Annotated in this window: 26 protein-coding genes and 1 pseudogene; 13 read left to right on the top strand and 14 right to left on the bottom strand. The window is 54.5% G+C overall.

The annotated features are described in order from the left end of the window. Positions 1–145 precede the first annotated feature (145 nt). On the top strand, positions 146–613 hold the full coding sequence (locus N7D90_RS18490; RefSeq protein ID WP_261739353.1) for a ferritin-like domain-containing protein: 468 nt from the start codon (positions 146–148) through the stop codon (positions 611–613). A gap of 58 nt (positions 614–671) precedes the next feature. Here the strand turns inward: N7D90_RS18490 and N7D90_RS18485 are convergent, their stop codons facing one another. Both N7D90_RS18485 and N7D90_RS18480 read right to left on the bottom strand, forming a co-directional pair. After that, positions 672–1,142: a MaoC family dehydratase gene (locus N7D90_RS18485; protein WP_060694572.1), complete on the bottom strand. Its 471-nt coding sequence runs from the start codon at positions 1,140–1,142 to the stop codon at positions 672–674. An 88-nt stretch (positions 1,143–1,230) separates the two neighbouring features. Further along, entirely contained in the window at positions 1,231–2,175 is a 945-nt protein-coding gene (locus tag N7D90_RS18480; RefSeq protein ID WP_261739352.1) for an alpha/beta hydrolase, read from the bottom strand. A 209-nt stretch (positions 2,176–2,384) separates the two neighbouring features. Here N7D90_RS18480 and fadD2 point away from each other — a divergent pair, with 209 nt between their 5' ends. After that, positions 2,385–4,073: a long-chain-fatty-acid--CoA ligase FadD2 gene (fadD2, locus tag N7D90_RS18475; protein WP_261739351.1), complete on the top strand. Its 1,689-nt coding sequence runs from the start codon at positions 2,385–2,387 to the stop codon at positions 4,071–4,073. Positions 4,074–4,433: 360 nt separating this feature from the next. After that, positions 4,434–6,125 (top strand): long-chain-fatty-acid--CoA ligase FadD1, encoded by a 1,692-nt coding sequence (gene fadD1, locus N7D90_RS18470; protein WP_261739349.1) that lies wholly within the window; start codon positions 4,434–4,436, stop codon positions 6,123–6,125. Positions 6,126–6,250: 125 nt separating this feature from the next. On the opposite strand, the gene N7D90_RS18465 is transcribed toward fadD1, so the two are convergent. Continuing rightward, positions 6,251–6,631, bottom strand: a complete 381-nt coding sequence (locus N7D90_RS18465; protein WP_261739348.1) for a hypothetical protein — start codon at positions 6,629–6,631, stop codon at positions 6,251–6,253. Between the two features lie 280 nt (positions 6,632–6,911). On the opposite strand from N7D90_RS18465, the gene N7D90_RS18460 reads away from it, so the two are divergent. Both N7D90_RS18460 and def read left to right on the top strand, forming a co-directional pair. After that, positions 6,912–7,865, top strand: a complete 954-nt coding sequence (locus N7D90_RS18460) for a YihY/virulence factor BrkB family protein (RefSeq protein ID WP_261739347.1) — start codon at positions 6,912–6,914, stop codon at positions 7,863–7,865. Between the two features lie 2 nt (positions 7,866–7,867). Continuing rightward, positions 7,868–8,407, top strand: a complete 540-nt coding sequence (def, locus tag N7D90_RS18455) for a peptide deformylase (RefSeq protein WP_261739346.1) — start codon at positions 7,868–7,870, stop codon at positions 8,405–8,407. Here the strand turns inward: def and N7D90_RS18450 are convergent. Continuing rightward, positions 8,361–8,807 carry a GNAT family N-acetyltransferase gene (locus tag N7D90_RS18450; protein ID WP_261739345.1) on the bottom strand — a complete coding sequence of 149 codons (447 nt, stop codon included), beginning with the start codon at positions 8,805–8,807 and terminating at the stop codon, positions 8,361–8,363. The two genes, def and N7D90_RS18450, sit on opposite strands and share 47 nt — an antisense overlap. 608 nt (positions 8,808–9,415) lie before the next feature. Here N7D90_RS18450 and N7D90_RS24735 point away from each other — a divergent pair. Together N7D90_RS24735 and N7D90_RS24730 are read left to right on the top strand one after the other, a co-directional pair. Further along, positions 9,416–10,141 (top strand): annotated as a pseudogene (locus N7D90_RS24735) (PAS domain-containing protein); the annotation flags it as partial. 24 nt (positions 10,142–10,165) lie between these two features. Next, the gene (locus N7D90_RS24730; protein WP_410012321.1) at positions 10,166–10,735 is read left to right on the top strand and encodes a methyl-accepting chemotaxis protein; all 570 of its coding nucleotides are present in this window, start codon (positions 10,166–10,168) and stop codon (positions 10,733–10,735) included. On the opposite strand, the gene N7D90_RS18440 is transcribed toward N7D90_RS24730, so the two are convergent. Next, complete coding sequence (locus N7D90_RS18440; RefSeq protein WP_261739343.1) at positions 10,732–11,763, bottom strand: LacI family DNA-binding transcriptional regulator; 1,032 nt, start codon at positions 11,761–11,763, stop codon at positions 10,732–10,734. The two genes, N7D90_RS24730 and N7D90_RS18440, sit on opposite strands and share 4 nt — an antisense overlap. Before the next feature lie 229 nt (positions 11,764–11,992). Between N7D90_RS18440 and N7D90_RS18435 the strand changes: the two genes are divergently transcribed. Together N7D90_RS18435 and N7D90_RS18430 are read left to right on the top strand one after the other, a co-directional pair. Next, on the top strand, positions 11,993–12,526 hold the full coding sequence (locus tag N7D90_RS18435) for a gluconokinase (RefSeq protein WP_261739342.1): 534 nt from the start codon (positions 11,993–11,995) through the stop codon (positions 12,524–12,526). An 85-nt stretch (positions 12,527–12,611) separates the two neighbouring features. Then, a complete protein-coding gene (locus N7D90_RS18430) occupies positions 12,612–13,964 on the top strand; it encodes a GntP family permease (RefSeq protein ID WP_261739341.1) in 1,353 nt (450 codons plus the stop codon). Positions 13,965–14,068: 104 nt separating this feature from the next. On the opposite strand, the gene alaC is transcribed toward N7D90_RS18430, so the two are convergent. Beyond that, entirely contained in the window at positions 14,069–15,277 is a 1,209-nt protein-coding gene (alaC, locus tag N7D90_RS18425) for an alanine transaminase (protein ID WP_261739340.1), read from the bottom strand. Positions 15,278–15,476: 199 nt separating this feature from the next. Between alaC and N7D90_RS18420 the strand changes: the two genes are divergently transcribed. Beyond that, positions 15,477–15,968: a GyrI-like domain-containing protein gene (locus N7D90_RS18420; protein ID WP_261739339.1), complete on the top strand. Its 492-nt coding sequence runs from the start codon at positions 15,477–15,479 to the stop codon at positions 15,966–15,968. Here the strand turns inward: N7D90_RS18420 and N7D90_RS18415 are convergent. From N7D90_RS18415 to N7D90_RS18400, 4 genes are all read right to left on the bottom strand, one after another. Next, a complete protein-coding gene (locus N7D90_RS18415) occupies positions 15,965–16,471 on the bottom strand; it encodes a GNAT family N-acetyltransferase (protein ID WP_261739338.1) in 507 nt (168 codons plus the stop codon). The genes N7D90_RS18420 and N7D90_RS18415 overlap by 4 nt on opposite strands. A gap of 119 nt (positions 16,472–16,590) precedes the next feature. Next, positions 16,591–17,769 (bottom strand): GAF domain-containing sensor histidine kinase, encoded by a 1,179-nt coding sequence (locus N7D90_RS18410; protein ID WP_261739337.1) that lies wholly within the window; start codon positions 17,767–17,769, stop codon positions 16,591–16,593. Positions 17,770–17,916: 147 nt separating this feature from the next. Continuing rightward, positions 17,917–18,222: a PepSY domain-containing protein gene (locus tag N7D90_RS18405; protein ID WP_261739336.1), complete on the bottom strand. Its 306-nt coding sequence runs from the start codon at positions 18,220–18,222 to the stop codon at positions 17,917–17,919. Between the two features lie 80 nt (positions 18,223–18,302). Beyond that, positions 18,303–19,430 carry a glycerophosphodiester phosphodiesterase gene (locus N7D90_RS18400; protein WP_261739335.1) on the bottom strand — a complete coding sequence of 376 codons (1,128 nt, stop codon included), beginning with the start codon at positions 19,428–19,430 and terminating at the stop codon, positions 18,303–18,305. 204 nt (positions 19,431–19,634) lie between these two features. On the opposite strand from N7D90_RS18400, the gene N7D90_RS18395 reads away from it, so the two are divergent. After that, entirely contained in the window at positions 19,635–19,958 is a 324-nt protein-coding gene (locus N7D90_RS18395; protein ID WP_261739334.1) for a DUF2025 family protein, read from the top strand. A gap of 13 nt (positions 19,959–19,971) precedes the next feature. Here N7D90_RS18395 and N7D90_RS18390 read toward each other — a convergent pair whose 3' ends face one another. Together N7D90_RS18390 and N7D90_RS18385 are read right to left on the bottom strand one after the other, a co-directional pair. Continuing rightward, a complete protein-coding gene (locus tag N7D90_RS18390) occupies positions 19,972–20,505 on the bottom strand; it encodes a DUF1003 domain-containing protein (protein ID WP_261739333.1) in 534 nt (177 codons plus the stop codon). Between the two features lie 34 nt (positions 20,506–20,539). Continuing rightward, positions 20,540–21,619, bottom strand: a complete 1,080-nt coding sequence (locus N7D90_RS18385; protein WP_261739332.1) for a diguanylate cyclase — start codon at positions 21,617–21,619, stop codon at positions 20,540–20,542. A 280-nt stretch (positions 21,620–21,899) separates the two neighbouring features. Here N7D90_RS18385 and N7D90_RS18380 point away from each other — a divergent pair, with 280 nt between their 5' ends. Then, positions 21,900–22,925: an MBL fold metallo-hydrolase gene (locus tag N7D90_RS18380; protein WP_261739331.1), complete on the top strand. Its 1,026-nt coding sequence runs from the start codon at positions 21,900–21,902 to the stop codon at positions 22,923–22,925. A gap of 14 nt (positions 22,926–22,939) precedes the next feature. Here the strand turns inward: N7D90_RS18380 and N7D90_RS18375 are convergent, their stop codons facing one another. Continuing rightward, positions 22,940–23,257, bottom strand: coding sequence for a helix-turn-helix transcriptional regulator (locus N7D90_RS18375; RefSeq protein WP_261739330.1), 318 nt, complete (start codon positions 23,255–23,257; stop codon positions 22,940–22,942). A 77-nt stretch (positions 23,258–23,334) separates the two neighbouring features. Then, entirely contained in the window at positions 23,335–23,574 is a 240-nt protein-coding gene (locus N7D90_RS18370; protein WP_261739329.1) for a hypothetical protein, read from the bottom strand. A gap of 149 nt (positions 23,575–23,723) precedes the next feature. On the opposite strand from N7D90_RS18370, the gene N7D90_RS18365 reads away from it, so the two are divergent. Further along, complete coding sequence (locus tag N7D90_RS18365) at positions 23,724–25,367, top strand: ShlB/FhaC/HecB family hemolysin secretion/activation protein (protein ID WP_315968166.1); 1,644 nt, start codon at positions 23,724–23,726, stop codon at positions 25,365–25,367.

Raw genomic sequence — 25,367 nt, 5'->3', positions numbered from 1 at the left:
TTGACAGTTCATGCATATAAACCGGATACAGATTTTAATGAATTTTGTAACTTGCTGATTATTAAGAGTTTTATTCGATTTTAAAAGCTGGCACGAGCCCTGCAATCTCTATTGCACGATCCTCAACCCTGTAAGGAATTGAACAATGACTGACCTTAATAAAGAAGCCATTAGCGTCCTGAACGATTTGATCGAAACCAGCAAAGACGGCCAGGAAGGGTTTAAAACCTGCGCTGAAGATATCAAACACCCGGAGCTCAAGGCACTGTTTGCCAAGCGTGCTGCTGACTGTGCAGCGGCAGCTGCCGAATTGCAGGCACAGGTACGTGCACTGGGTGGTGATCCGGAAACCAGCACCAGCGTTGCCGGTGATTTGCATCGCCGCTGGGTGGACGTCAAGTCGGTGTTTACCGGCAAGGATGAAGAAGCAGTGCTCAACGAAGCTGAGCGCGGTGAAGACCACGCGCTGAAGGCTTATAAGGAAGCGCTGGAGAAAATCAGCAAGCACAACCTGGTGGGTATTCGCGATCTGGTAGAACGCCAGTATCACGGTGTGCAACGCAATCACGATCAGGTCAAAGCCCTGCGTAATCAGGCCCGTGCCCGTGCTTGAGAGCAACATGGCTGAATAAAAAAACGCCGGTTAACCGGCGTTTTTTTATGGGCGGGGATTAACCAATGCTGATCGCCGGCAGCACCGGCAAGGTCACGGTTTGTTGCTTGCGCGGGGCAATGATTTCGGCTTCGCCATCAACCACGATTTCATCGCGCTGATTGAACACGCGGGTAGCGATGCGAACGCGGAACTTGGGCATTTTTTCCAGAATTTCCAGACGCACGGTCAGGGTGTCACCGATCTTTACCGGCTTCTGAAAGCTCATTTGCTGGCCAACATAAATAGTGCCCGGGCCAGGCAGTTCGCAGGCCACGGCAGCACTTATCAGCGCGCCACTGAACATGCCATGGGCAATGCGCTCTTTGAACATGGTCGCAGCGGCGAATTCAGGGTCGAGGTGCACCGGGTTGTGGTCGCCGGACATGGCCGCAAAAAGCTGGATGTCGCGCTCTTCGACGGTTTTGCTGTAACTGGCAGTCTGGCCGACTTCGAGGGCTTCGTACGGGGTGTTGGTAACCTGGGTCATCTAGCGCATGTCCTGTGACGAGTGTTTGGTTTTAAAGCAATGATTTTAAAAGATTTTTCAATTCTTTTAGATAAAAAAGCAAATATGCTCATTCGCTGCGCAGCGGGCGGGTGTGGCTCAATGCCTGATTGAGCCACTCAATAACATCAGCCATCACTTCGTCGCGATTAATTTCATTGAAGAGTTCGTGCCGCGCTTGCGGGTACAGATTCAACTGCAACTGACGATTACCGGCTTGTCGCAAAGCCTTGGCCAGATCAGTGAGACGCTTGCCTTCACTCACCGGATCACATGAGCCGCCCATTATCAGTAACGGCAGGCCCGGATCAATTTGAGCGAGATTGGACGCTTTGCTGATTTGCTGCAACCCGCCTAACAAATCGATCCACAGTTGGTTGGTGCAGCGAAAACCACACAAGGGGTCACTGGCGTAAGCATCGACCTGGGCCGGGTCACGACTGAGCCAGTCGTAAGCGGTGCGGTTGGGCTTGAAGGTTTTGTTGAAAGAGCCGAAGGACAGCCACTCGATCAGCGCGCTGCGACCTTTGGGTCCTTGGCGCCACCGTTCGAAACGGGCGATCAGGCTGGCGGCACGATAGAGCGCCACCGGCTGGAAATTCGAGGCGCTGAGAATCGCGCCTTGCAGGCTTGCACTGTGATGCATCAAATACGCCTGGGCGATGTAACTGCCCATACTGTGGCCGAGCAGGAAAATTGGCACTCCCGGATAGGTCTGGCTGATATGTCGGTTAATAGCCGCCACATCACTGACCACAGCACACCAGCCATCGTTGTCGGCAAAGTAGCCCAGAGTTTCTTGCTCAGCCGTTTTGCCGTGGCCGCGCTGGTCGTGGGCATACAGCCCAAAACCGGCATCACACAGGGTTTTGCCCAGGTATGCATAACGGCCACTGTGTTCAGCCATGCCATGAGCCAACAGAACAATGGCTTTGGGCGTGCCAGCAGGCAGCCACTGGTGAACAAAAAGACCACTACGGTCGTTCGCCTCCAGCCAGAAAGTCTCAGGGATCATGGCAATTCCTTCATTTGTAGTCGTAGCAGTGTATAGCGCATTTGCCTGAAGGCCACTCAACAGGTAATCCCGTAGCAATAAGATTCAAGATGTAAATGGCGAAGATCGCTGTATTTGCCTACAACTTGATAACTGTTAACGTCCGCACATTCCGCTTTTCATTAAATGAATGACGCGGCCAGACACGCTCAGGTACGAGGATAAAAATAATGCAACCTGATTTCTGGAATGACAAACGTCCCGCCGGTGTACCGCTGGATATCGATATGACGACTTTCAAGTCGGTGGTTGATGTTTTTGAGCGCTCCTGCAAGAAATTCGCGGATCGCCCGGCCTTCAGCAATTTGGGTGTGACCATCACCTATGCCGAGCTTGAACGCCACAGTGCCGCTTTTGCCGGTTATCTGCAGGAATACACCGATCTCAAGCCTGGCGACCGCATCGCCGTGCAAATGCCCAATACCTTGCAGTATCCGATTGCCGTATTTGGTGCGATGCGTGCCGGGCTGATAGTGGTCAACACCAACCCGCTCTACACCTCGCGTGAGATGCGTCATCAGTTCAAGAGCGCAGGTATTCGTGCACTGGTGTACTTGAACATGTTCGGCAAGCGCGTACAGGAAGTACTGCAAGACACCGAAATCGACTACCTGATCGAAGCCAAAATGGGCGACATGATGCCGGCCGCCAAAGGCTGGATCACCAACCTGGTGGTCGATAAGGTTAAAAAACTGGTGCCTGCCTACCAGTTGCCCCAGGCGATTTCCTTCAAAAGCGTGTTACGCCGTGGTGCCGGCCAGGTTATTCGCCCGCTGACGGTAACGCTGGATGACACCGCAGTGCTGCAATACACGGGCGGCACCACCGGCCTGCCCAAAGGCGCGATGCTCACCCATGGCAATCTGATAGCCAACATGCAGCAGGTGCGTGCGTGCCTGTCACAGCATGGGGCTGATGGCCAGCCGATGCTCAAGGACGGCCGCGAGATCATGATCGGTCCGCTGCCGCTTTATCATATCTATGCATTCACCGCCAATTGCATGGGCATGATGGTCACCGGCAACCATAACGTCCTGATCACCAATCCGCGTGATATCAAAGGTTTTATCAAGGAACTTAAAAACTGGAAATTCACCTGTTTTCTGGGCCTCAACACCTTGTTTGTTGCGCTGATGGACCACCCCGACTTCAAGACCGTGGACTTCTCCGGGCTTAAAGTCACCAACTCGGGCGGTACGGCACTGGTCAAGGCCACGGCTGAACGTTGGGAAAAACTCACGGGGTGCAGAATTGTCGAAGGCTACGGTCTGACGGAAACCTCGCCGGTGGCCAGCGCCAACCCTTGCGGCTCCCTGGCAAGGCTGGGCACGGTAGGCATGCCGGTTCCGGGCACGGCCATGAAAGTGATCAGCGATGAGGGGGTTGATCTGGGGCTGGGCGAGCGGGGCGAGCTATGCGTCAAAGGTCCGCAAGTGATGAAGGGCTACTGGCAAAACCCGGAAGCCACAGCCGAGGTGCTGGACGCCGATGGCTGGTTCAAGACCGGCGATATTGCGGTGATTGATCCGGATGGTTTTGTCCGCATCGTCGATCGCAAAAAAGACCTGATCATCGTCTCCGGTTTCAACGTGTACCCCAACGAGATTGAAGACATCGTCATGGCACATCCAAAAGTAGCCAATTGCGCAGTCATTGGTGTGCCCGATGAACGCACCGGGGAGGCGGTCAAACTGTTTGTAGTACCGCGCGCAGGCGGGGTGACCGTTGAAGAACTCAAGGCTTACTGCAAGGACAACTTCACGGGCTACAAGGTGCCCAAGCAAATCGTGTTGCGTGATTCCTTGCCCATGACCCCCGTTGGCAAGATCCTGCGTCGCGAGTTACGCGATAACGCCTGATTCGTTCAACCTGGCGACAGACGCCCACTGGCAGTAAGCCAGTGGGCGTTTTTTTTCGGCCATGACACTGACCGACAATGGCCCATAACCTTCAGTGGGTGCGCTGTAATGCCCGATATAGAGGGCTTTTGACGTTAGTAGAGTTATTGCACTAATGATGACTTGGGATTGTCCTACAGTCAGGTTGGTTACTCTGCGGCCCATTTTTGGCTCTAGGCGGCCTTTAGCAAAGCTGCTACTCTCGGCGCGCTTTGTGACTTCCAGGTTAAGTAAAAACCTGAACTGTCCATTATAAAAATCAAACAAATAAGAACCGCACCCATGCGGTGAAGAATTCGCGACGCTGAGGAGTGGGCTTCCATGATTGAGAGCTTTTGGAAGGATAAGTACCCAACTGGGATTGCTGCTGAAATCAATCCAGATGAATACCCAAATATTCAGACGGTACTGCGGGAATCTTGCCAGCGTTTCGCCGATAAACCGGCGTTCAGTAATCTGGGCAAAACCATCACCTATGGTGAGCTTTATGAGCAGTCCGGCGCTTTTGCTGCCTGGTTGCAGCAGCACACCGACCTGCAACCCGGCGATCGCATCGCCGTGCAATTGCCCAACCTGCTGCAATACCCGATCGCTGTGTTCGGAGCAATCCGCGCCGGCTTGATCGTGGTCAACACCAACCCGCTATATACCGCGCGGGAAATGGAACACCAATTCAAGGACTCTGGCGCCAAGGCGCTGGTATGCCTGGCGAACATGGCGCATCTGGCCGAAAAGGTCGTGCCGCAGACTTCGATCAAGTATGTGATCGTCACCGAAGTGGCCGACATGTTGTCGCCCTTCAAGCGGGTGCTGATCAACTCGGTCATCAAGTATGTGAAGAAAATGGTTCCGGCTTATCACTTGCCCCAGGCCATAAAATTCAACGATGTGCTGAGCAAAGGGCAGGGCCAGCCGGTCAAGGAAGCCAACCCTGCGAGCAGTGATGTTGCTGTGCTGCAATATACCGGTGGCACTACGGGTGTGGCCAAGGGCGCGATGCTGAGCCACCGCAACCTGATCGCCAACATGTTGCAGTGCAAGGCGCTGATGGCTTCCAACCTCAATGAGGGTTGTGAAATCCTGATTACGCCACTGCCGCTGTACCACATCTACGCCTTTACCTTTCACTGCATGGCGATGATGTTGCTCGGTAACCATAACGTGCTGATCAGCAACCCACGTGATTTGCCAGCGATGGTCAAAGAACTGTCCAAGTGGAAGTTCACCGGCTTTGTGGGTCTCAATACCCTGTTTGTGGCGCTGTGCAACAACGATGCCTTCCGCAAGCTGGACTTTTTGGCTCTCAAGGTGACGTTATCGGGCGGCATGGCCTTGCAAATGTCGGTGGCCGAACGTTGGAAAACTGTGACCGGTTGCCCGATCTGCGAGGGTTACGGCATGACCGAAACCAGCCCTGTGGCCACGGTAAACCCGGCCCAGAGCATCCAGGTTGGCACCATTGGCATTCCGGTGCCTTCGACGCTGTGCAAAGTAATCAACGATGCCGGTGAGGAGCTGCCGCTGGGTGAAGTTGGCGAGTTGTGCATCAAGGGCCCGCAGGTCATGAAAGGCTATTGGGAGCGCCCGGACGCGACCGCGGAGATCATGGACGCTGAAGGTTGGTTGAAGTCCGGTGATATCGCACTCATTCAGCCAGATGGCTATATCCGTATTGTCGATCGCAAGAAAGACATGATTCTGGTTTCGGGCTTCAATGTGTACCCGAACGAGCTGGAAGACGTGATGGCTTCCTTGCCTGGTGTTTTGCAGTCCGCGGCAATCGGTATTCCGGATGAGAAAACCGGTGAACTGATCAAAGTGTTTATCGTGGTCAAGCCGGGCATGACCTTGACCAAAGATCAGGTGATGGCGCATATGCGTGCCAATCTGACAGCCTACAAAGCGCCTAAATTCGTCGAATTCCGCGACAGTTTGCCGACCACCAACGTGGGCAAAATTTTGCGTCGTGAGCTGCGAGACGAAGAGCTGAGAAAGCTGGGCCTTAAAAAGTAACTTGCCTGAATACAACAAAGCCCCGCATTGCGGGGCTTTGTTGTTTACTTGTGTGGGAGCGAGCCTGCTCGCGAAAGATGTTAACGCTTGAAACTTTCGCGAGCAGGCTCGCTCCCACGGATTTTTTACTTCTGCATAAATTGCGCGAAGTTGACACCAGTACCTGTCGGACGCACGTCCTGCAGGAAGGAGTCCTTGTCTGCGCTCAGCTCAAGGCTCATGGTTGGCGTACGCTTATGCGTAGCACGTACGACCATGCCTTCGCGCTTTTCGCGCAGGAATGCTGTCGTTACCTTCAAATGCAGCAGCTCGTCGGTGCTTGGAGTGTGCAGCAACAGGTGTACCCATTCGTATTGACCGACAGCCAAGCGGGCCAACGGAATATCGAACCACCAGATGTTCTTGTTGGTGTTCAGTGCGGCGAAATGGCAGTTGTTGACGCCGAGTACCGCGCCGCCGAGTTCCTGGTTTCTGCGGGCAATAGCCAGCTTTTTATCGAGTTTCATAACCTTCCTACAATTGCGGATCTTCAGCGCCATAGCCTGAATACGTCGCGTATTCTCGGGGGTTAGCGGGCAAACATAAAGCCCAACCTGCACGGAACGACGAAATGATCGGTAGAAAATAAATGAAACTCGGTGCGGGAAGGTGAGTCAACCTTGGGTTGGTCGATTTACAGGTTTGGCGGTGAAGTGCTTTCAGAGTCGCCAATTGGACTACTTTTAGGTAAAACCCTTCGCTTGGAGGCGTGTTGAACTCAATAACTGCGCGGCGAAAGGAGACGCTATGTTTTTTCCAGGCTTGAACGGCCTGCCTTTGGGCAAAGTCTTGATCCGTACGGTCAAGGAATTTATCGACGATGAAATGTCGACCTACGCCTCGGCGCTGGCCTACCAAATGCTGTTTTCGTTGTTTCCCTTCATTCTGTTCCTGATTGCTCTGATCGGCTTTTTGCATCTGCCCGACTTCTTTACCTGGTTGCGTTTGCAGTCTGAACTGGTCTTGCCGCCGCAAGCGCTGGAGCAGGTCAATCCGGTCATCGACCAGTTGCAGCAGTCCAAGGGCGGGTTGCTGTCGGTGGGTATCGTGATTGCGTTATGGACCGCTTCGGCGGGTGTGCGGCTGATGATGAGTGCGATGAATGCCGCGTATGACGTGGTCGAAGGGCGGCCCATCTGGAAGCGTTTTCCGCTGTCGATTTTTTACACCATCGGCATTGCCGGCATGCTTCTGGCCGCGGCTGCGCTAATGGTGCTCGGGCCGCAAGTGATGAGCTGGCTGGCAGGGCAGGTGGGGCTTGAAGACTTCGTTGTGACGCTGTGGACCATCCTGCGCTGGCCGGTGATTATCCTGTTGCTGATGGTTGCGGTGGCACTGATGTATTACGTGATGCCCGATGTTGAGCAGAAATTTCGTTTTATTACGCCTGGGTCGGTGCTTGCGGTAGTCGTCTGGATTGTGGCGTCATTGGGTTTTGCCTTTTATGTCAAAACCTTCGCGGACTACAACGCCATGTATGGCAGTATCGGGGCAATCATCGTGTTGTTGCTGTACTTCTACATTTCGTCGGCAGTGCTGTTGCTGGGAGCCGAGATGAATGCGGTGATCGAACACTTGTCGGCCGAAGGCAAAAATCCGGGTGAGAAAACATTCGCTGAATCCGAAGACCCCGACCCGAAGCAGCATGTCTCTGGCCTGGGGCGCGACCATTCCCTTAAACCCACTTCTGATGAAGCCTGACTATGATTCGTGAAATTCTGAAAATGGGCGATGAGCGTCTATTGCGTGTAGCCCAACCGGTGCCGGCTGAAATGTTCGACACGCCTGAACTTTGGCAACTGCTCGACGACATGTTGCAGACCATGGAACATGCGGGCGGTGTGGGTCTGGCGGCCCCGCAGATTGGTGTTGATCTGCAACTGGTGATCTTTGGCTTCGAGCACAGCGAACGCTACCCGGATGCCGAAGCCGTGCCGCAGACCATCCTGATCAATCCGTTGATCACGCCTCTGAGCCCCGCGCTTGAGGAGGATTGGGAAGGCTGCCTGTCAGTCCCAGGCCTGCGCGGTGTAGTCGAGCGGTATCACAAGATCCGCTACGAAGGCTTCACCCCCAAAGGTGAGCCGATCGTACGCGTTGCGGAAGGCTTTCATGCGCGGGTAGTGCAACATGAATGCGATCACCTGATCGGGCGTCTGTATCCGTCACGAATCAAGGACTTCAACAAATTTGGCTTTATTGATGTGTTGTTTCCGGATCTGGAACCGGGCACGCAGGAGTAACCCCTAACGCAATCATCGCCTTGTTGCGTTGGTAGCGAACCAGTCGTTCATACAGGGCGTGGGGCAATTCCACGTCCAGGTTGAATCCCAGTTTTTCATAGAAACCCTGCAGTTCTGGATCGCAGAACAACCAGACCGGGCCGTCGCAGGTTGCCACTGCCTGGCTGACCAGTTCGCCAGCCACACCTTGCCCGCGTAGCGCTGGCGCGACAAACAACCCTGTTAGCCAGTAGCCGTTAGCCATTGGCCGCAAACACAACCCCGCAATAATCTCTTCTTGGCGAGCGACCCATAATTGCGCGTCCTTGACCGCTTTCATCGACGACTGGTGCGCACGATAAAACTTGTTCATCAACGGCCACAAAGGTGCTTCAAGCGGGGCGTAAACAATGGCAGTCATGAGTCCACAGGCTTTTAGGGAAGGGGCGCGCAGTATAAACAAACATGGCGCGGGTTTTGTGGTGTTGCCGATATTTACTGTTGAGGTCTATTCGGAATTAAAACGTAAGTTTTATCGTTCTTTTTCGAATAAACGGTTTTAAATAAAAGTTCGCGCGTGATCAGTGCTATACCTGAGTCCACATCCCTGAACACTGGAGCGCACAACATGGCTAAAGGCATGGATTCAAAGAAAGCAGCGAAGAAAAAACCGGCCAAAACAGCTGACGAAAAACGCGCTGATAAAAAATCCAAAAAGTCCGATACCGGGTTGTTTGGGCATTAAGTAACTCTCCAGGAGCTCGGTTCTCGGGCTCCTGTCGTACTTTTAAACGCCGCATCCTCCATTTGGATTATTTTTTAAGCCTGTGCGTTTCGTCGCAAGTTGATGGCCATTTGCTTGCACCCGTTATTTGGCTAGCTATGCTCCTGTTTCACGGGGCCGGGCGCTAAGTGCTTAAACCCTCGAAGTGCGTACAGCTCTAACGTTAAGAGTTAAAAGCGCAGGTGGCTTGCTGTGTCTTGGACACTTTTGAATTATCAATAGACAGCACCTCCAGGGATTGAGCCATGTTTAATTCGCACCGAAAAGCCGATCAGCTTGAGAATCAACGCCTCAATAGCTTGTTAAATGACATGGCAGCCAAAGTGCAGGCTATCAGTCGCTCCATGGCTATTATTGAGTTCGCCCCTGATGGCACCATCCTGGATGCCAACGAGAACTTTTGTCGGGTCATGGGTTATTCCGTTGACGAGATTCGTGGCAAACACCATCGACTTTTTTGTGAACAGTCTTACATCAAATGCAGCGACTACAGCCATTTTTGGCGCGATCTGGAACGCGGCGAACCGTTGAGCGGCACCTTCTCACGGCTTGACAAGTCGGGGCGTGAGGTATGGCTGGAAGCCAGCTATATGCCCATTGTCGGTTCAGACCAGCAGGTCACCCGTGTGATCAAGGTTGCTTCGGACATCACCGAGCAAATCAATAAAGAGCACGAAAACCAGAGCATCGTGAATGCCCTGAGCCGCTCCATGGCCGTCATCGAGTTTTCACCTGATGGGCGGGTGATCAATGCCAACCAGAACTTTCTCGACACCATGCATTACTCATTGAACGAAATTGTTGGCCAACACCACGGCATGTTCTGTCATCGAAGTGAGAGCGAATCAGCCGGATATAAATCTTTCTGGGCCTCGCTCAACCGAGGTGAATACCATTCCAGACGTTTTGAGCGGGTCGACAAATACGGTCATACGGTTTTTCTTGAAGCGTCCTACAACCCGATTTTCGATGCCAAAGGCCGGTTGTACAAAATAGTGAAGTTCGCCAGCGATATCACCGCTCAGGTCACCAGCCTGCAAACTGCTGCCGAATCGGCCCACAGCACTTCGGTGCAAAACGACGCCTGCGCGCAGAAGGGGTCGCAGGTGGTTCAGCAGACGGTGCAAATCATCGAGGCCATTTCCAGGGACCTCAATGAAGCTGCGCAGAGCATTGATGCCGTGAGCAAGCAGTCGGACAGCATTGGCAAGATTGTGCAGACCATTCGCGGGATCGCCGATCAGACCAACTTGCTGGCGCTCAATGCCGCGATAGAGGCGGCAAGGGCTGGGGAGCACGGGCGCGGTTTTGCAGTGGTGGCAGATGAGGTCAGAAACCTGGCGGCGCGCACCAGTGCGGCCACACTGGAAATTGTTGAAGTGGTACGCAGAAACCATGACCTATCGCTCAGTGCGGTCACCAGCATGCAGTCGAGCCTGAGCCGAACCGGGCTGGGTGTTGAACTGGCCAATGAGGCGGGAGAGGCAATTCTGGAGATCCAGCAAGGCTCAAGGCATGTGGTCGATGCTATCAGCCAGTTCAACTCGACGTTGCAGTTGCATTAACTGCTCTCGCGCACCATCAATTCAAACCCCATGTCTTGTACCGGGTTGGCCACTTTATTGCCCGCCATCAGTGTGAGCATCTGCTCGGCTGCGCGGCGGCCAATGGCTTCCCGAGGTGTGCGAATACTGCTGAGGCGCGGCACCATAAACTCCGAAGACGGCAGGTCGTTAAAGCCTAGTACCGCAATCTGCTCCGGGATTTTTATCCCGGTGCGCGCTGCCTCCAGCAGGGCCCCTTGGGCAAGGTCATCGTTGCCGAAAAATATGGCATCAACCTGCGGATGGCTGGCGAGCAATTGTAAAAACAACTCACCGCCAAGGCCCACAGAGGAAGGGCGGGGCGTCAACACTTCAAGGTCAGGGTTGTACAAGCCTGCTTCCTGCAAGGCGCGACGGTAGCCTTCGCCCCGCAACAGCGTGCGTTGATCGAGTTGAGCGCCGATATAGGCCAAACGTCGGCGCCCACGGGAGATCAAATGCCGGGCGGCGGTTTCACCGGCCTTCAACTGAGAAAAGCCTACGCAGTTCAGGCCCTCGGCAGCATCCAGTTCCATCATGTACACGCAAGGGACATTGCTGGTTTCGATCATGCGCCGGGAGCTTTCGGAGCGGTCAAAGCCTGTCAGCAACAGACCGCGTGGCTGGTAGGCCATGTAGTTGCGCAGCAGGTTTTCTTCTTCATCGCGCGAGTAGTGAAAGTTGCCGATCAATACTTCAAAACCCTTGGGGCGCAATACGGCATGGATAGCTTCGAGAGTGTCGATAAACAGCAGGTTGGACAATGAAGGCACCAGCACGACTACGGAGTGGCTCTGCGCCGAGGCGAGTGCCCGAGCGGCCGGATTGACCACGTAGTTCAGGTCGGCGGCGGCCACCCGCACCTTTTCTGCAAGCTCGATGGCGACGCTGCTGATACCGCGCAAGGCGCGGGAGGCGGTAATGGGGCTGACCCCGGCGAGGCGGGCAACTTCATTAAGGGTAGGGCGACCCGTGGTTCGGGTGTTTTTATCGTTTTTAGAGGAGGTCATCGGGGCGGCTTGCCAAACAAAAAACAAGTCACTAAGGTAGCGCTGTCCTGGCGTGCCCGCAATTGCCTGATTGCGGGCAAGTCAGTTACCCCAGCTTTGTATGTCGAGAGCGTCACCGCGTCTCCCCATAAAAATGAGAAATAGACGTCGGTAGCCTAGGCTTTGTGCTTTGCTTTCAAGTATTGAACGCATGGACAAAGACAGCGCTGTCTACGGACTGAGGTGTTTCATGAGTCAACCTATTACTGCTCTGGTCATCATGGGCGTCGCCGGCTGCGGCAAGTCCAGCGTTAGCCAGGCACTGTGCCATCTCAATGGCGCAACTCCGATTGAAGGTGATGCGTTTCACCCAGCGGCCAATATAGACAAAATGAGTGCCGGTATCCCCCTGACCGATGAAGACCGTGCCGGCTGGCTAGACAGCCTGTGCGATGAATTGCGTCGTGCGGTTGCTAACGGCCAGCGCCCGGTCCTGACCTGCTCGGCGCTGAAACTGCGTTATCGCGAGCGCTTGCGCAGTGCGGTTGACGGTTTGGGCTTTGTGTTTCTTGAGCTCACCCCTGAAGTCGCTGCTGCTCGAGTGGCCGATCGTCCGGGGCACTTTATGCCCAAGACGCTGATCGACAGTCAGTTCGCTGCGCTTGAGTCACCGACCAATGAGTCATTGGTACTGACCTTGAACGCAGGTGAGATGAACGTTAAGCAATTAGCGAGCGCTGCCCGAGACTGGTGGTGCGAGCAGACGGTAATGGCAACTTCATGATGTTGTTTCAAACAGATAGCGCTATCTGCCTCGGCCGTAGCGGCACACACGTACTGGATAACAACAAAAAGGCAGGAGACGCCCCATGCTAGGCATGTCCCACAATACGTTTCTGCTGCTTGACGCAGTAGTGACCATCATCGGCTTGATCGTATTGATCACCCGATTCAAGCTGCATCCCTTTATCGCATTGATCATTGCGTCGGCATTTTTGGGCCTGACGGCCGGTATGCCTGCCAATCTGATCATCAAATCGTTCCAGGACGGCTTTGGTGGTGTGTTGGGCTTTGTCGGGATCATCCTGGCGCTGGGCACGATGCTTGGCAAAATGATGGCTGACTCTGGCGGTGCAGATCAAATCGCCCGTACCTTGATCCGTGCATTCGGCAAGGAAAAGGTGCAGTGGGCGATGATGTTTGCCGCATTCCTGGTCGGCATTCCGCTGTTCTTCGAAATCGGCTTTGTACTGTTGATCCCGCTGGTGTTTATCGTTGCGCGCCGCACCGGTGTCTCGATCATCAAAATCGGTATCCCGCTGCTCGCCGGTTTGTCGGCTGTACACGGGTTGGTGCCGCCGCACCCGGGCCCGTTGCTGGCCATTGGCGTATTTGGTGCCGATATCGGCAAGACCATTTTGTATGGCCTGATCGTTGCGTTGCCAACGGCGATCATTGCCGGTCCTATTTACGGTACGTTTATCGCTAAATACATTCCCGGTCATGCTTCGCAGGAGTTGATGGACCAACTGGCGAGCGAGCCGGAATCAAGCACGCTGCCGAGCTTTTCCATCACCTTGATCACTGTGCTGCTGCCGGTGTTCCTGATGTTGCTCAAGACGTTCGCGGACGTTGCGCTGCCGGATGGCAACTTCTTCCGTGTGTGGATGGACATGATCGGTCACCCGATCAGCGCCCTGTTGCTGGCATTGCTGCTGGCGCTTTACACCTTTGGTGCTCGTCAGGGTATTGATTCAAAACGCATCCTGAAACTGCTCGACGCGAGCCTGGCTCCGACCGCTGCAATCATTCTGATCATTGGTGCAGGCGGCGGCTTCAAGCAAATGCTTGTGGCTAGTGGTGTGGGTGACGTGATCGGCCATATGGCGGTGAACGCGCAAATCTCACCGATCCTGTTGGCTTGGCTGGTGGCTGCGGTGATTCGTATCGCGACCGGTTCTGCGACCGTAGCGACGATTACCGGGGCGGGGATTGTATTGCCGGTAGTGGACATGATTCCGGGTGTAAACCGCGAGCTGCTGGTGCTGGCAACGGGGGCGGGGTCGTTGATTCTGTCTCACGTCAACGATGCGGGTTTCTGGCTGGTGAAGCAGTACTTCAACATGACCGTGGCTGAAACCTTCAAAACCTGGACGGCGATGGAAACCATCCTGTCGGTTGTAGGTTTGATCTTTATTCTGCTGCTGTCGTTGGTGGTTTAACGAGTATTTGTAGCCGCTGCCGCCAGGCTGTTTGAAGGGCCGCAGGCCCTTCAAACAGGGTTGCCGTGCAACCCATCGCAGCCTACGGCAGCGGCTACAGAAACTTAGCTGGCGCTCAAGCCGTCAGCCCGGAACATAGCGCGAATACCGCGTAGCGCCTGACGAATGCGATCCTGATTTTCAATCAGGGCAAAGCGCACATGATCGTCGCCGTACTCACCAAATCCTACGCCTGGCGACACACAGACCTTGGCATCCGCCAACAGCTTCTTGGCGAATTCCAGTGAGCCCAGATGCGCGTAAGCCTCGGGAATCTTGGCCCAGATATACATCGAAGCTTTCGGGTTTTCGACCATCCAGCCCAGTTCATGCAGCCCTTTGACGATCACGTTGCGGCGCTGACGGTACTGTTCGGCAATATCCTTGACGCACTGCTGGTCGCCTTCGAGCGCAGCAATCGCCGCCACTTGCAGCGGGGTGAAGGTGCCATAGTCGTGGTAGCTCTTGATTCGCGCCAGAGCATTGACCAACTCCGGATTACCCACCATAAAGCCAATGCGCCAGCCTGCCATGTTGTAGCTTTTTGACAGGGTGAAAAACTCCACCGCGATGTCCTTGGCGCCCGGCACTTGCATGATCGAAGGGGCTTTCCAGCCGTCGTAGACGGTGTCGGCGTAGGCCAGGTCGTGAACCACCAATACATCGTATTGTTTGGCCAGGGCTACCACGCGCTCGAAGAAATCCAGCTCAACGCATTGCGCCGTGGGGTTGGACGGGAACCCCAGAATCATCATTTTCGGCTTGGGGATCGAGCCGCGAATGGCTTTTTCCAGTTCGGCAAAAAAGTCCACGCCAGGGATCAGGGGCACCGAACGCACCTGGGCACCGGCAATCACGGCACCGTAAATGTGAATCGGGTAGCTGGGGTTCGGCACCAGCACGGTGTCGCCTTGGTCCAGAGTGGCAAGCATCAAGTGCGCCAGGCCTTCCTTGGAACCGATAGTGACGATGGCTTCGTGCTCGGGATCAATCTCGACGTTGTAACGGTCGGCATACCAGCGTGAAATAGCCCGGCGCAGACGTGGAATACCACGCGAAGTCGAGTAGCCGTGCGTGTCTTCACGCTGTGCGACAGTGCAGAGCTTTTCTACGATATGGGGTGGCGTCGGGCCGTCAGGGTTACCCATGCTGAAGTCGATGATGTCTTCGCCCCGACGTCGGGCGGCCATCTTCAGTTCAGCAGTGATGTTGAAAACGTAGGGGGGGAGTCGATCTATGCGCGCAAAGCGTCGCGGCGAACCTTGGTCTGCCATGTGTGCCTCTGATACGTAAGCGCCCGGAACCGTCCGAGCGACGTTGACCACTGCGGTGGTCTGAACAAAACAATACTGGCGATGATGGCCTTTTGTCTAGATGCCGCCAGGGTCTATTTTTTCGCGGGTACGACCAAGCTGCGTTTTTGTTCCTATACTCAATTGCTGTGTTTCCTACTTACTCGATCGAGCATGTCCCATGGATCAACTAAAAAAGTTCGAACTGCCAGCTCCGCGATTTGCCAAAGGTCAGTTTCAACTGATCGCGGGCTTGGGTGGGCGTTTCACTCAGGAGACCTCTGATCGAATTCCTCATCTGTGGGACCAGTTCATCCCGGAGATCGGAAAGGTGCCAAGTCAAATTGGCGAGGAAACCTACGGTGTTTGTTGTAATCCGGATGGCGAAGGCGGCTTTGAATACATTGCCGGCGTGGCTATCAGCAAGCTGGACGACCTGCCTGAGCGGTATCGCTGGATTGAGTTGCAAGAGCATGCCTACGCGGTCTTCGAGCATCGCGGCCCACTGGATACTCTTGCACAGACTTTTCAGGCGATTTGGAACGACTGGCTGCCCAACTCTGGCTACGAAGCGGTTGATGCGCCCGAGTTCGAGCGCTACAGCGCAGACTTCAATCCTGACACCGGCACAGGTGTGGTAGAGATCTGGCTACCGGTTAACAAGCCCGCTTAACCGGCCTGTAAGAGCCGCGGCGACATGGGTTCCAGCGACAGCACCAGACGTCGTTCACCGCGATAGGCCTCGCCCTGCTCGACCCACCCCTGGCTCAGGTAAAAAGCCAGGGCGCTGGCGTTGAACGGACTTACAGACAGCATCAACTGACGAACTTCGGGCCAAAACCGATGAATGGCCTGGGGTAGTTCGCGCAGACAGGCTTTGCCTAATCCTTGGCCTTGCATCCGACTGTCGACCTGCAGTGCGTGCAAGGTGGCGCTGCCAGTTTCTGCCCAATGAGGCAAAAGTAGTTGGCGCTTAAGGAGTAGAAAGGCCACCGGTAGTTCATCGGTTAGCAGTGCCAATCCTTTGATCCCGTCATGTGCTTGGGCAGGCAGCGAGTGCAGAGCCGACTCGATATTGCCGCAAAAAGCGATTTGCTCAGGATGAACCTCAATCCCCAGCAATTGTTCGCGCTGGAGAGGGGTGAGGGCTTCATAAGCGCAGAGGCGGATGTGCATGTCGGAATTCTGTCGGGGCGCAATGGGAGGTAGCTGACGCTTTACATCAGTTACCGCTGAACAGTGCGTCAGTTTCTACTTATCCCGAGCCCAAATACAGATTTTTCGCAGGTCGACCTTCAGGGCAGCGGCAGGCTAAAGGTAAAAATCGTGCCGTTTTCTTCATCCGAGGCTACTTCCAGATGGCCGCCGTGGGACAGGGCTATCTGGCTGGCAATGTACAGCCCAAGGCCAAGACCGGCTTGCGGTGTGTGGTTGGCCGAGCGTGTATAGGGCTTGAAGATATCGGGCAGGAGTTCGGCCGGGATGGGTTTGCCTTGGTTCGAGACCGAGAGCCTGAAAACCCCATCCAGGATCAGGGCTTCAACCCGCACCGAACCGGTGAGAGAACCATGGGTAATGGCATTGGCCAGCAGGTTGGAGAGCAGTTGAGCCAAACGGCCACTGTCACATTGAATGCCTTCGAGTGGTCCGATGTCAGACTGGATCCAGCGGTCGGGATGAACGCTTTGTACTTCCGAAACCACGTGGCTGAACACTTGATCGAGATCGAGGCATTCGCACAGGGTTACGGGGATTCCGCTGCCGAGGCGGCCTCGAGCAAAGTCCAGTACGTCCTCTACTAACTGCGATGCACGATGACCGCAAGTCAGGATGTGCTGCACCAGAACATCAGTTGACGGGCTGGGGTGCCTGCGTAACAAACACTCGGCGGCTGTGGTGATAGCGAATAACGGGTTGCGCAAGTCATGGCCGATAACGGCGATAAATTGCTCGCGCAACTCTGCATTTTCGCGCTCCTGTAACAGCGCCGTTTCGGTACGCTGCAGGCTTTCTTCAGCGTCAATTTGCAGAGAAAGCAGACGTGCAAATGACTCCATTGTGGACTGGATGGTGCTGGCTTTGAGGCTTGCTGGATCTGGGTCAAGAGCGCACAGAGTGCCAAAAAAACTGCCGTCGGTACGCCACACCGGAATCGTGATGTAGCTCTCGAAACGATACAGTTTTGGCGTGTGATGGTGCTGGTACAGCGGGTCTGTACTGGCGTTGTCGATGATGATCGGCAGATGCGAGTTCATGCTTTCAAAGCACAGTGTGCTGACCAGATCCAGTTCCCCACCCGCCTGCAAACCAAAGCCCAAGTTGTCGAGTACCGCACAGGCGGTCCAGGTGGTCTGGGTGACTCGGGCAACGGCGGCAAAGCGCATACCGGTCATTTCAGTGATGACCTGCAGGATCGCAGGCACAGCACTGATCCGGTTAATTGTTGCAATATCGTCTGCCGCGCCTTGCGCCATGGGAAATGCTCTTGCTTAAAAAGTTGATTTTAGCCAGAACACTTGAGCAAGGTACAAATTCATGGGGTATTTGTATAAATTTCTACAGACAAAACAAAAAGCCGCGCCCTTCATAAAGAGTGGCGCGGCCTTTTTATTTAAATTAACTCAGGTGTCTTGTTTGTCCTGCAGCACTTCAGCAGTTTTTGCGTCGAGATCGACGTCCCACTTAATACCTTTGCTGTCGCGCAATTCAACTTCATAAACCAGTTTGCCGTAGGAGTGATCAAGCTCGGTGTCGAGAATGGTCGCGCCCGGATGTTTATCCAGCGCTGCTTGATTCAACTTTTCAAATGAGGTGATTTCACCCGATTTGATCAGGCCAGGAATATGGTCAGGGCGTACATCGGCCTGGGCAACACCAGCAGTCAAGGCCAGGGCAACAGTGGCGAATACTAGATTAAGTGATTTCATGTTGAGTCCCTTGGGGTTGATTTGTTTAAGTGGGCTCAGACTACCCGGCGCAACTTAACTCATCCTTAATTTTCGCCCTGTTACTTGCTAGTAGCCATTTTTTCCAGCAGTTGGTTAACGGTTTGTGGTGCTGGACGCTGGAAGTACTTGAGCAGTTCACTGGCACGGTTAGTGAAAATGCCGTCGACGCCTGCGGCCATTGCTTTTTTGAAGTCCACAGGTTCGTCGAGGGTGTACACGTGCACCAGCATGCCTTTGTCGTGGGTGGCCTTGTTCATCCACGGCTGGATCAGGTCGGCATAACTCTGGTCACCGCCGTGGGTGAGTGCTGCCGATGGGCCTGTGCCGATTGCTCCGTTGGTCTTGGCAATATCAAGCCATCGAATGAACTCTGCCTGGTCTTTGGGTTGCTGCTTGGCGTAGTACGCGGCTTTATCCTTCTCGCCAGAATCGGCGAAACTGAGCGTGGTCTTGGGCGTAATGGAGTCTTCACCCACCCACAGCAAGAGGATTTTTGGTGTGTCGGGCATTTCTTTTTGCAACAACCCAAGGCTGCTTTTCTCGAAGGTTTGCAAAATCACCCGGCCTTTGCCCTGACCGACCTGCGGTTCCGCTTTCGCTCCTGTCGCAGGCTCAAGCCAGCCTCGTTCGTTCAGCTTGTTTTTCAGGTCGTGTTCAATACCCGGAAATTGCTTGGGTTCTTTGGTTTCGATGTACAGGCCCGGTTTGTGTTGCGGATTGCCTTGGGCGATATCGATGATTTCGTCCAGAGTCAAAATCGGCAGTCCTACGTAGGATTGACGTGCGCGTGTCGGGTAAGACTGGTTGAACCAACTGCCTGCATCCAGGGTTTTAAGTTCTGCGAGGGTAAAGGCGCTGGCGGGGCTGTCTTTGCGCTCCGGGAATTTTTTGGCCACATCGGTGGTACGTAACAGGCTGTTGTCATGCAGCGCAAACAGAACACCATCCTTGCTGCGTTGCAGGTCCATTTCCAGATAGTCGGCGCCCAAGTCTCGGGCCAGGGTGTAGGCTGCTGCGGTTGATTCCGGGGCATCGAATGACGCACCCCGATGGGCAATAACTGCCGGGTGCGGGATACCGTGAGCGTTGGCTTGTGCCGCTTCAATGGTGTTTATCGCGCTGGCGGTTTGTACGCCGCTCATGGCCAGGATCAGTAGTAGGGCGCTTTTGCCAAAAGTGTCAGGCATTGGTTGAATTCCTTTCAATCAGAACAATAGGGGGCCAAGCGACGGGCAGATCGACATGGACCTGTGTAATGTTTTTTTTGCGATTTTTCCTGCAAATGTGCAGTACTCTTGGGCGCAGCAGCGTCCCCGGCAGAGGGACAAGCATCAAGTCTTGCGTGTAAACCATCGTTCCAGAGCCCTTGGGGCTCGTTAGAGAGGTTTACCATGCGTATCACTTCGCAACTAATCTGTCAGGCCGCCGATCTACTTAACGGTTTTGTTGGTTTCAATCGTAAGACAAGCCAGCACATTGTCCGTTTTAGTGAAGATTCTTTCGGGATGGATGTCGCTGACGACAACATCACGCCTACCAGCGAGTTTGTTTGGCAGTCTGCTGGCGCAGACACCATGACCCTCAAGCGCGAGTTGATCCAGTTATTGCTGGATCAAAACATCGACGACCGTCTGAACATTACCGAGCCTTTACGTGTGTATATGCAGCGTCAGGACGTGCCTGAAATTTCGGCCGTGCGCCGCTGTATAAGCTGAGTGCCTGCAACCCTCAGGACTCTTTGCGCACGAAGTGTTGGTGCATTTCCGTGGTCAGGCTTTCAATCCGCTCGGTCAACTGTTTGGTCATTTCGGTTAGCCGGGTGTTTTGTTCCAGCAGCGTCATGATCTGTTCTGTGGTTTGAGCCGCGGCGGCTTGCCGTTCGGTATTGGCCACGGCCAGAGCCTCGCGGTGCTGGGCATCTGCATCGGACTGGGCCTTGTCGCGCGCGGCTTGGCGCGTTTGAGCGAGCAGGATCAAGGGCGCGGCATAGGCCGATTGCAAGCTGAACGCGAGATTGAGCAGGATGAACGGATAAATATCAAAGTGCGCCACGCCAAACACATTCAGGCATACCCATATCACCACGATCAGGGTTTGTGCGCCGAGAAAGGCCGGGGTGCCAAAGAAGCGAGCAAATGCTTCAGCCCTTAAGGCAAACCGGTCATTGCCGAAGGTTGGCGCCAAGTGTTCGTAGGCCCGATGAAAACGCAAGTGATCGGTTTTCCTTGTGGGCGCTGGAGTGGCTGTATCTTCAATGGCCATAGGGCTCTCTTCTGGTTTCGCTTGCGTGATGGGTTCAACCGGAACTGCCGCTCAAAACCGACTCTGGAAGTGTGTCTGCGGCACCAACACTGATTTTGTTACGGCCCGTGTTTTTTGCGATGTACAGGGCTTTATCGGCTTCGTTCAACCACATGTTGGCGTGCAGGAACTCGGGGCGGCAGGTGGCTAGCCCAATGCTCAGGCTAACGTTCAGGTCAGGTTCGTCGCAGTATTGAAAGTTGGCGAACACATGGCGCAGCCGCTCCATGATTTCCGTGGTTTGGGCCAGCGAACGGTTGGGCAGGATGACGCAGAATTCATCACCGCCATATCGCCCGGCGAGGTCTTCGGCACGCAAGTTATTCTTGAGCTCCTTGCTGAGCTGGCGCAATACACTGTCGCCCACGATATGTCCGTAGGTGTCATTGATATTCTTGAAATGGTCGATATCAATCAGTACCAGCGTGGCAGTGGAATGGTTTTCTTGGCACTTGAGGAAGCTGAGCTGTAACAGGTCTTTCCAGTAGCCGTGATTAAGCAGACCGGTAAGGCTATCGGTACGGCTGAGGGTGCTGAGTGTCCGCTTATGTTCCGCCAGAGTGATTGCCAGGCCATAACTGACCATGCCTACAGCGAAAGGGTAAAGGATCAGTACGGGCACGCAGGCATAAACTTGCAGGCTGGTGGTATGGGGAGTAAAGGCAATACCGAACAGCAACGACGCAATCAGGGCACCTGCCAATTGCGCCAGCGCTCCACGGAGCAGCAATTTTGGGCCACCTGCCGCGACGTTATGCATCATCATCATCGACACAATGATAACCGTTGGCAGAGGATTGAACTGAATGCTCGCAGCCCAAAACCCCCCACACAGAGAATCGATCAAAATATTGCGGCGTTCAGCCCTATACGGATACGTCGCACGTGATGACAGCTGATATGCCAAGTGCGGCCATGCAAACGCATTGATCAGCAGCAGTACCCACACCCAGGCAGACCTGTCGAGCGGATAGAGAGCCGCCATCAAGCCGATGCCGCCAAACCCAGAGCCAATGATCCGTGGCGCATAAATGCGCTTGGCGAACGACAGACCTTTGCCTCTTTTATTGTCCATGGTTATCTGCGCAAGATGTTTGGGCTGAGTATCCGGCAACTGCTTGGTAGTCTCTGGCCGATTGTTGGCTTGCTGATAAGCATTGTCGAGAATACATCGCAGATATGTTGTTTTTTTTGAAACGATTTTTCGGTCTCTTCCAGCCCCTGAGGTAGAGACCGACCCTGTGGTGCAAGTTAAGCAGTGTCTGCTACCACTACAGGTGTTTATAAAATGACGATCAACCTTTCATGGACTGAAAAGCAAGTTAATACTCACTTTTTCACTGGAGCCTTCAGCCATGGCACTCGACTCACACAGTGCAGAGGGACCTAAACCCGCTGAACGTCATCAAGGCGCATTTTTGAATGATGGCGTAAGACCGTCCTCCAGCCTGGGCAAGACCTTGGGTATTTTCTGGAAAATGATTTTTCAAAAGCCTTCGGATACTCGTCCGGCAGGTGTGATCCCGGTCAAGTCACTGACTCGTCAACAGTTGGATGCCGCACCGAATTTCAGTGTGTATCGGCTGGGGCATTCGACCTTGTTGCTCAAGCTCAACGGCAAATACTGGCTGACCGATCCGGTCTACGCAGAGCGTGCCTCACCGTTCCAGTGGGCTGGCCCCAAGCGTTTTCATGCGCCACCGATCAGCCTTGATCAGCTTCCTCCTTTGGAGGCAGTGATACTTTCCCATAATCACTATGACCATCTGGATCAAAAAACCGTGTTGCGCCTGGCAGCCAAGACACAGCATTTTTTGGCGCCCCTGGGTGTAGGGGATTTGCTCATCAAGTGGGGAGTGCCGGCCAGTAAAGTTCAGCAACTGGACTGGTGGCAGGACACCCAATGTGGAGGCATTCACTTTATCGCGACCCCGTCCCAGCATTTTTCAGGCCGAGGTCTGTTTGATCATAACCAGACGCTTTGGGCGTCCTGGGTGATGATTGTTGATGAGGTACGGATTTTCTTCAGCGGTGATTCGGGGTATTTCGATGGCTTCAAATTGATCGGTGAGCAGTTTGGGCCATTTGATCTGACCTTGATGGAAACGGGCGCCTACAACGTTGACTGGCCGCATGTACACATGCAGCCCGAGCACAGCTTGCAAGCCCATATCGACCTGAATGGACGCTGGTTAATGCCTATTCACAACGGCACCTTTGACTTGGCCTTTCATGCCTGGTCCGAACCCTTTGACCGGATTGTGGCGTTGGCAGAGCAACATAATGTGCTCATCACAACGCCGCAAATGGGGGAGGGATTCAACCTGATGCAACCTCACAAAGGTCGTGCCTGGTGGCTTGAGGCGCACACTGGCGGGTAATCAAGGTCGTTCTTTTACTCGATCATGGCAAAGTCATCGCGGCCCATCGGATCTGGCGTTGTGCCGCGAACATTGCCTCCACGGCCGGGTGAAAACCCGGGGAAGAACACCAGCCCTTGCGCTTCCAGGCTGTATGCGAGGGCCAGGCGAGTGACATCGCGTACAGGCGCTCCGGCTTCAAAGCGTTCAATGGCGGGCACTGAAACGGTGGACTGTTCACTCAGGTGCTCGAAACTCCAGCCAAGCATTTCACGGGCTTGCGCGCAGTGCAGTGGAGTAAATTGATTAATGACGATGCGTTCATACGTGCTGCGCATGGCTGAATGGGGCATGGGGGTTCTCCAGAGCTGAGTCAGTGCTTGAAAAAAATACTGTGTTTTTATACAGTTATTTTTATCGTGGATCAAACTCATTTCTTGATACGTGCTGGCCGGTTAAACCAGCTGCCCAGCCGTTTTTTTGCAGGTTTTTGCGTGTGACGTAAGGGTCGAATATTTCGATAATGAGGGTCACGTAGCTGGTTTACACCCCCCGCATTTCCGCCCGCCTGGCAACCCAGTTCGAAGATTTCATCAATAAAGAAATTTCTTCGCTCATCCCAGAAAAGTCCTAAATCTTTTATTTCAACTAAGTCTAAGAATTGCCTCATTCAGGGACATTCGGACGCTCTTGCCTACGAGTTAGCCCTACAGCCAGGTTAGCAAGTGATGGATGGAGTGCAGCATGTCGGTATCTCACCTCGGGATGAGGTTGTTATCTCTGGTTTTGCTCGGTGCTTTGGCAGGGCAGGATTCGGCCATGGCGGCTCAAGTGACGACGCCGGCTGATCAGGACCTGATTCGCGACCGTCAGGAGCGCCTGCTCGAAGAGCAGCGACGTCGACTTGAGGAACTTCAGGAGCTGCCTGGTAAGCCTATTTCCTCTACGGCTCCAGCTCAGGCAGCCGACAGCCGCTGTTTCCCTATTAAAAGCATCCAGCTCAAAGGCGCCGACAGCCTGCCTGCCAGTGAGCGCGAGTCTGTGCTCAAGTCATATATCGGGCAGTGCCTGGGCGTCCCCCAGCTCAACGAGTTGCTCAGGATTATCACTAACCACTATATCGACAGGGGCCTGGTGACCAGTCGTGCGTATTTACCGCAACAGGATCTGTCCCAAGGTCATCTGCAGGTGTTGGTGGTGGAGGGCACGCTCGAAAGCTTCAAGGGCGCCGACAACAGTCAGCTGTCGATGCGCGAACTGGCTATGGCTTTTCCCGGTCAGGCAGGTAGTCAGCTCAACTTGCGGGAAATCGAACAAGCGATTGATCAGCTCAACCGTTTGCCATCCAACCAGGCACACATGGAATTGACGCCGGGCAGTGCAGTGGGCGGCAGCTCGGTTTTGGTAAAAAACGATCCACAAAAGCCCTGGCGCGCCAGCCTGTCGCGCAATAACGACGGCCAGAAGAGTACCGGCGAGCAGCAGTGGGGCACCGGGTTTGAGTGGGACAGCCCGTTAGGTCTTGCGGATCAATTGGTTCTGCGCGGTGGCCATGATGCGATCAGTGATCATCAGAAAACGTCGAAAAGCGCGATGCTCTACTACAACCTGCCGTGGGGTTGGTGGAACTTCGGTTATAGCTACAACCAGAGCGATTACCGTTCCGTGGCCCAAGGTGACAGATTTGACTTCAAGCAAACCGGCGACAGTGCAAACCATCAACTGCGTGCCGAGCGGGTGGTTCATCGCGATGCGCTGAGTAAAACCTCCCTTAACGTCGGTTTGGCACATATACGTTCCAACAACTACGTCGAAACCTCGCGGCTGCAAAACAGCAGCCATCGTTTGAGCGAGTTTCAGGTGGGCATCAACCACGGTCGGCGAATCGCCAATGCCTTCGTCAACCTTGATGCCGGTATGCAAAACGGTACTGGCGCCTTTGATGCTCAGGGCAATCACCACCCCAAGCCCGGCATGCCAGATGCCCGCTACCGTAAATACACCGCCACCCTCAGCTATTTGCAGCCCTTCAAACTGTTGGGCGAGTCTTTCAGTGTGACCAGTCTGGCCACCGGCCAACGCAGCGAGGATGTGCTGTTCAGCCCGCAACGCATGAGCCTGGGCGGCTCAGCCTCTGTGCGTGGCTACAAGGACCAACAGCTTTCCGGCGACAGCGGCGGTTACTGGCGCAACGACCTGCGTTGGTCGCGGCCTGTGACCCTGGACTGGCTGCGCCCGGTATTCACCGACTACGGCACCAGCTTCGGCTACGACCAAGGCGTGATTCGCCACGGGCGTTACAACCGAGAGCTCAGTGGCCGAGTCTCCAGCAACTCGCTGGAGCTGTTTGCCCGTGGCCGCCATCTGAGCGCCAACGTGACCTTTGCCCACTCTCTGGAACGACCGGATGTGCTCACCAAGCGCGAAGCGCCGATCTACTTGCGCATGGATTTCTTCCTGTAA

It is taken from the genome of Pseudomonas fragi, from assembly GCF_025426255.1.
In the GTDB taxonomy this organism is placed as follows: Bacteria; Pseudomonadota; Gammaproteobacteria; order Pseudomonadales; family Pseudomonadaceae; genus Aquipseudomonas; species Aquipseudomonas kulmbachensis.
Note: the sequence above shows the minus strand (reverse complement) of the source record. Positions and strands in the feature narration are given on the sequence as shown.

Coding starts and splice junctions, on each gene's coding strand:
- def (WP_261739346.1), top strand. CDS start 7,868: ATGATTCGTGAAATTCTGAAAATGGGCGATGAGCGTCTATTGCGTGTA.
- N7D90_RS18460 (WP_261739347.1), top strand. CDS start 6,912: ATGTTTTTTCCAGGCTTGAACGGCCTGCCTTTGGGCAAAGTCTTGATC.
- fadD2 (WP_261739351.1), top strand. CDS start 2,385: ATGCAACCTGATTTCTGGAATGACAAACGTCCCGCCGGTGTACCGCTG.
- N7D90_RS18490 (WP_261739353.1), top strand. CDS start 146: ATGACTGACCTTAATAAAGAAGCCATTAGCGTCCTGAACGATTTGATC.
- N7D90_RS18370 (WP_261739329.1), bottom strand. CDS start 23,574: ATGAGGCAATTCTTAGACTTAGTTGAAATAAAAGATTTAGGACTTTTC.
- N7D90_RS18410 (WP_261739337.1), bottom strand. CDS start 17,769: ATGGCGCAAGGCGCGGCAGACGATATTGCAACAATTAACCGGATCAGT.
- N7D90_RS18440 (WP_261739343.1), bottom strand. CDS start 11,763: ATGACCTCCTCTAAAAACGATAAAAACACCCGAACCACGGGTCGCCCT.
- N7D90_RS18420 (WP_261739339.1), top strand. CDS start 15,477: ATGGATCAACTAAAAAAGTTCGAACTGCCAGCTCCGCGATTTGCCAAA.
- N7D90_RS18450 (WP_261739345.1), bottom strand. CDS start 8,807: ATGACTGCCATTGTTTACGCCCCGCTTGAAGCACCTTTGTGGCCGTTG.
- N7D90_RS18395 (WP_261739334.1), top strand. CDS start 19,635: ATGCGTATCACTTCGCAACTAATCTGTCAGGCCGCCGATCTACTTAAC.
- alaC (WP_261739340.1), bottom strand. CDS start 15,277: ATGGCAGACCAAGGTTCGCCGCGACGCTTTGCGCGCATAGATCGACTC.
- N7D90_RS18415 (WP_261739338.1), bottom strand. CDS start 16,471: ATGCACATCCGCCTCTGCGCTTATGAAGCCCTCACCCCTCTCCAGCGC.
- N7D90_RS18375 (WP_261739330.1), bottom strand. CDS start 23,257: ATGCCCCATTCAGCCATGCGCAGCACGTATGAACGCATCGTCATTAAT.
- N7D90_RS18385 (WP_261739332.1), bottom strand. CDS start 21,619: ATGGACAATAAAAGAGGCAAAGGTCTGTCGTTCGCCAAGCGCATTTAT.
- N7D90_RS18405 (WP_261739336.1), bottom strand. CDS start 18,222: ATGAAATCACTTAATCTAGTATTCGCCACTGTTGCCCTGGCCTTGACT.
- N7D90_RS18400 (WP_261739335.1), bottom strand. CDS start 19,430: ATGCCTGACACTTTTGGCAAAAGCGCCCTACTACTGATCCTGGCCATG.
- N7D90_RS18365 (WP_315968166.1), top strand. CDS start 23,724: ATGGCGGCTCAAGTGACGACGCCGGCTGATCAGGACCTGATTCGCGAC.
- N7D90_RS18390 (WP_261739333.1), bottom strand. CDS start 20,505: ATGGCCATTGAAGATACAGCCACTCCAGCGCCCACAAGGAAAACCGAT.
- N7D90_RS18465 (WP_261739348.1), bottom strand. CDS start 6,631: ATGAAACTCGATAAAAAGCTGGCTATTGCCCGCAGAAACCAGGAACTC.
- fadD1 (WP_261739349.1), top strand. CDS start 4,434: ATGATTGAGAGCTTTTGGAAGGATAAGTACCCAACTGGGATTGCTGCT.
- N7D90_RS18380 (WP_261739331.1), top strand. CDS start 21,900: ATGGCACTCGACTCACACAGTGCAGAGGGACCTAAACCCGCTGAACGT.
- N7D90_RS18480 (WP_261739352.1), bottom strand. CDS start 2,175: ATGATCCCTGAGACTTTCTGGCTGGAGGCGAACGACCGTAGTGGTCTT.
- N7D90_RS18435 (WP_261739342.1), top strand. CDS start 11,993: ATGAGTCAACCTATTACTGCTCTGGTCATCATGGGCGTCGCCGGCTGC.
- N7D90_RS18430 (WP_261739341.1), top strand. CDS start 12,612: ATGCTAGGCATGTCCCACAATACGTTTCTGCTGCTTGACGCAGTAGTG.
- N7D90_RS18485 (WP_060694572.1), bottom strand. CDS start 1,142: ATGACCCAGGTTACCAACACCCCGTACGAAGCCCTCGAAGTCGGCCAG.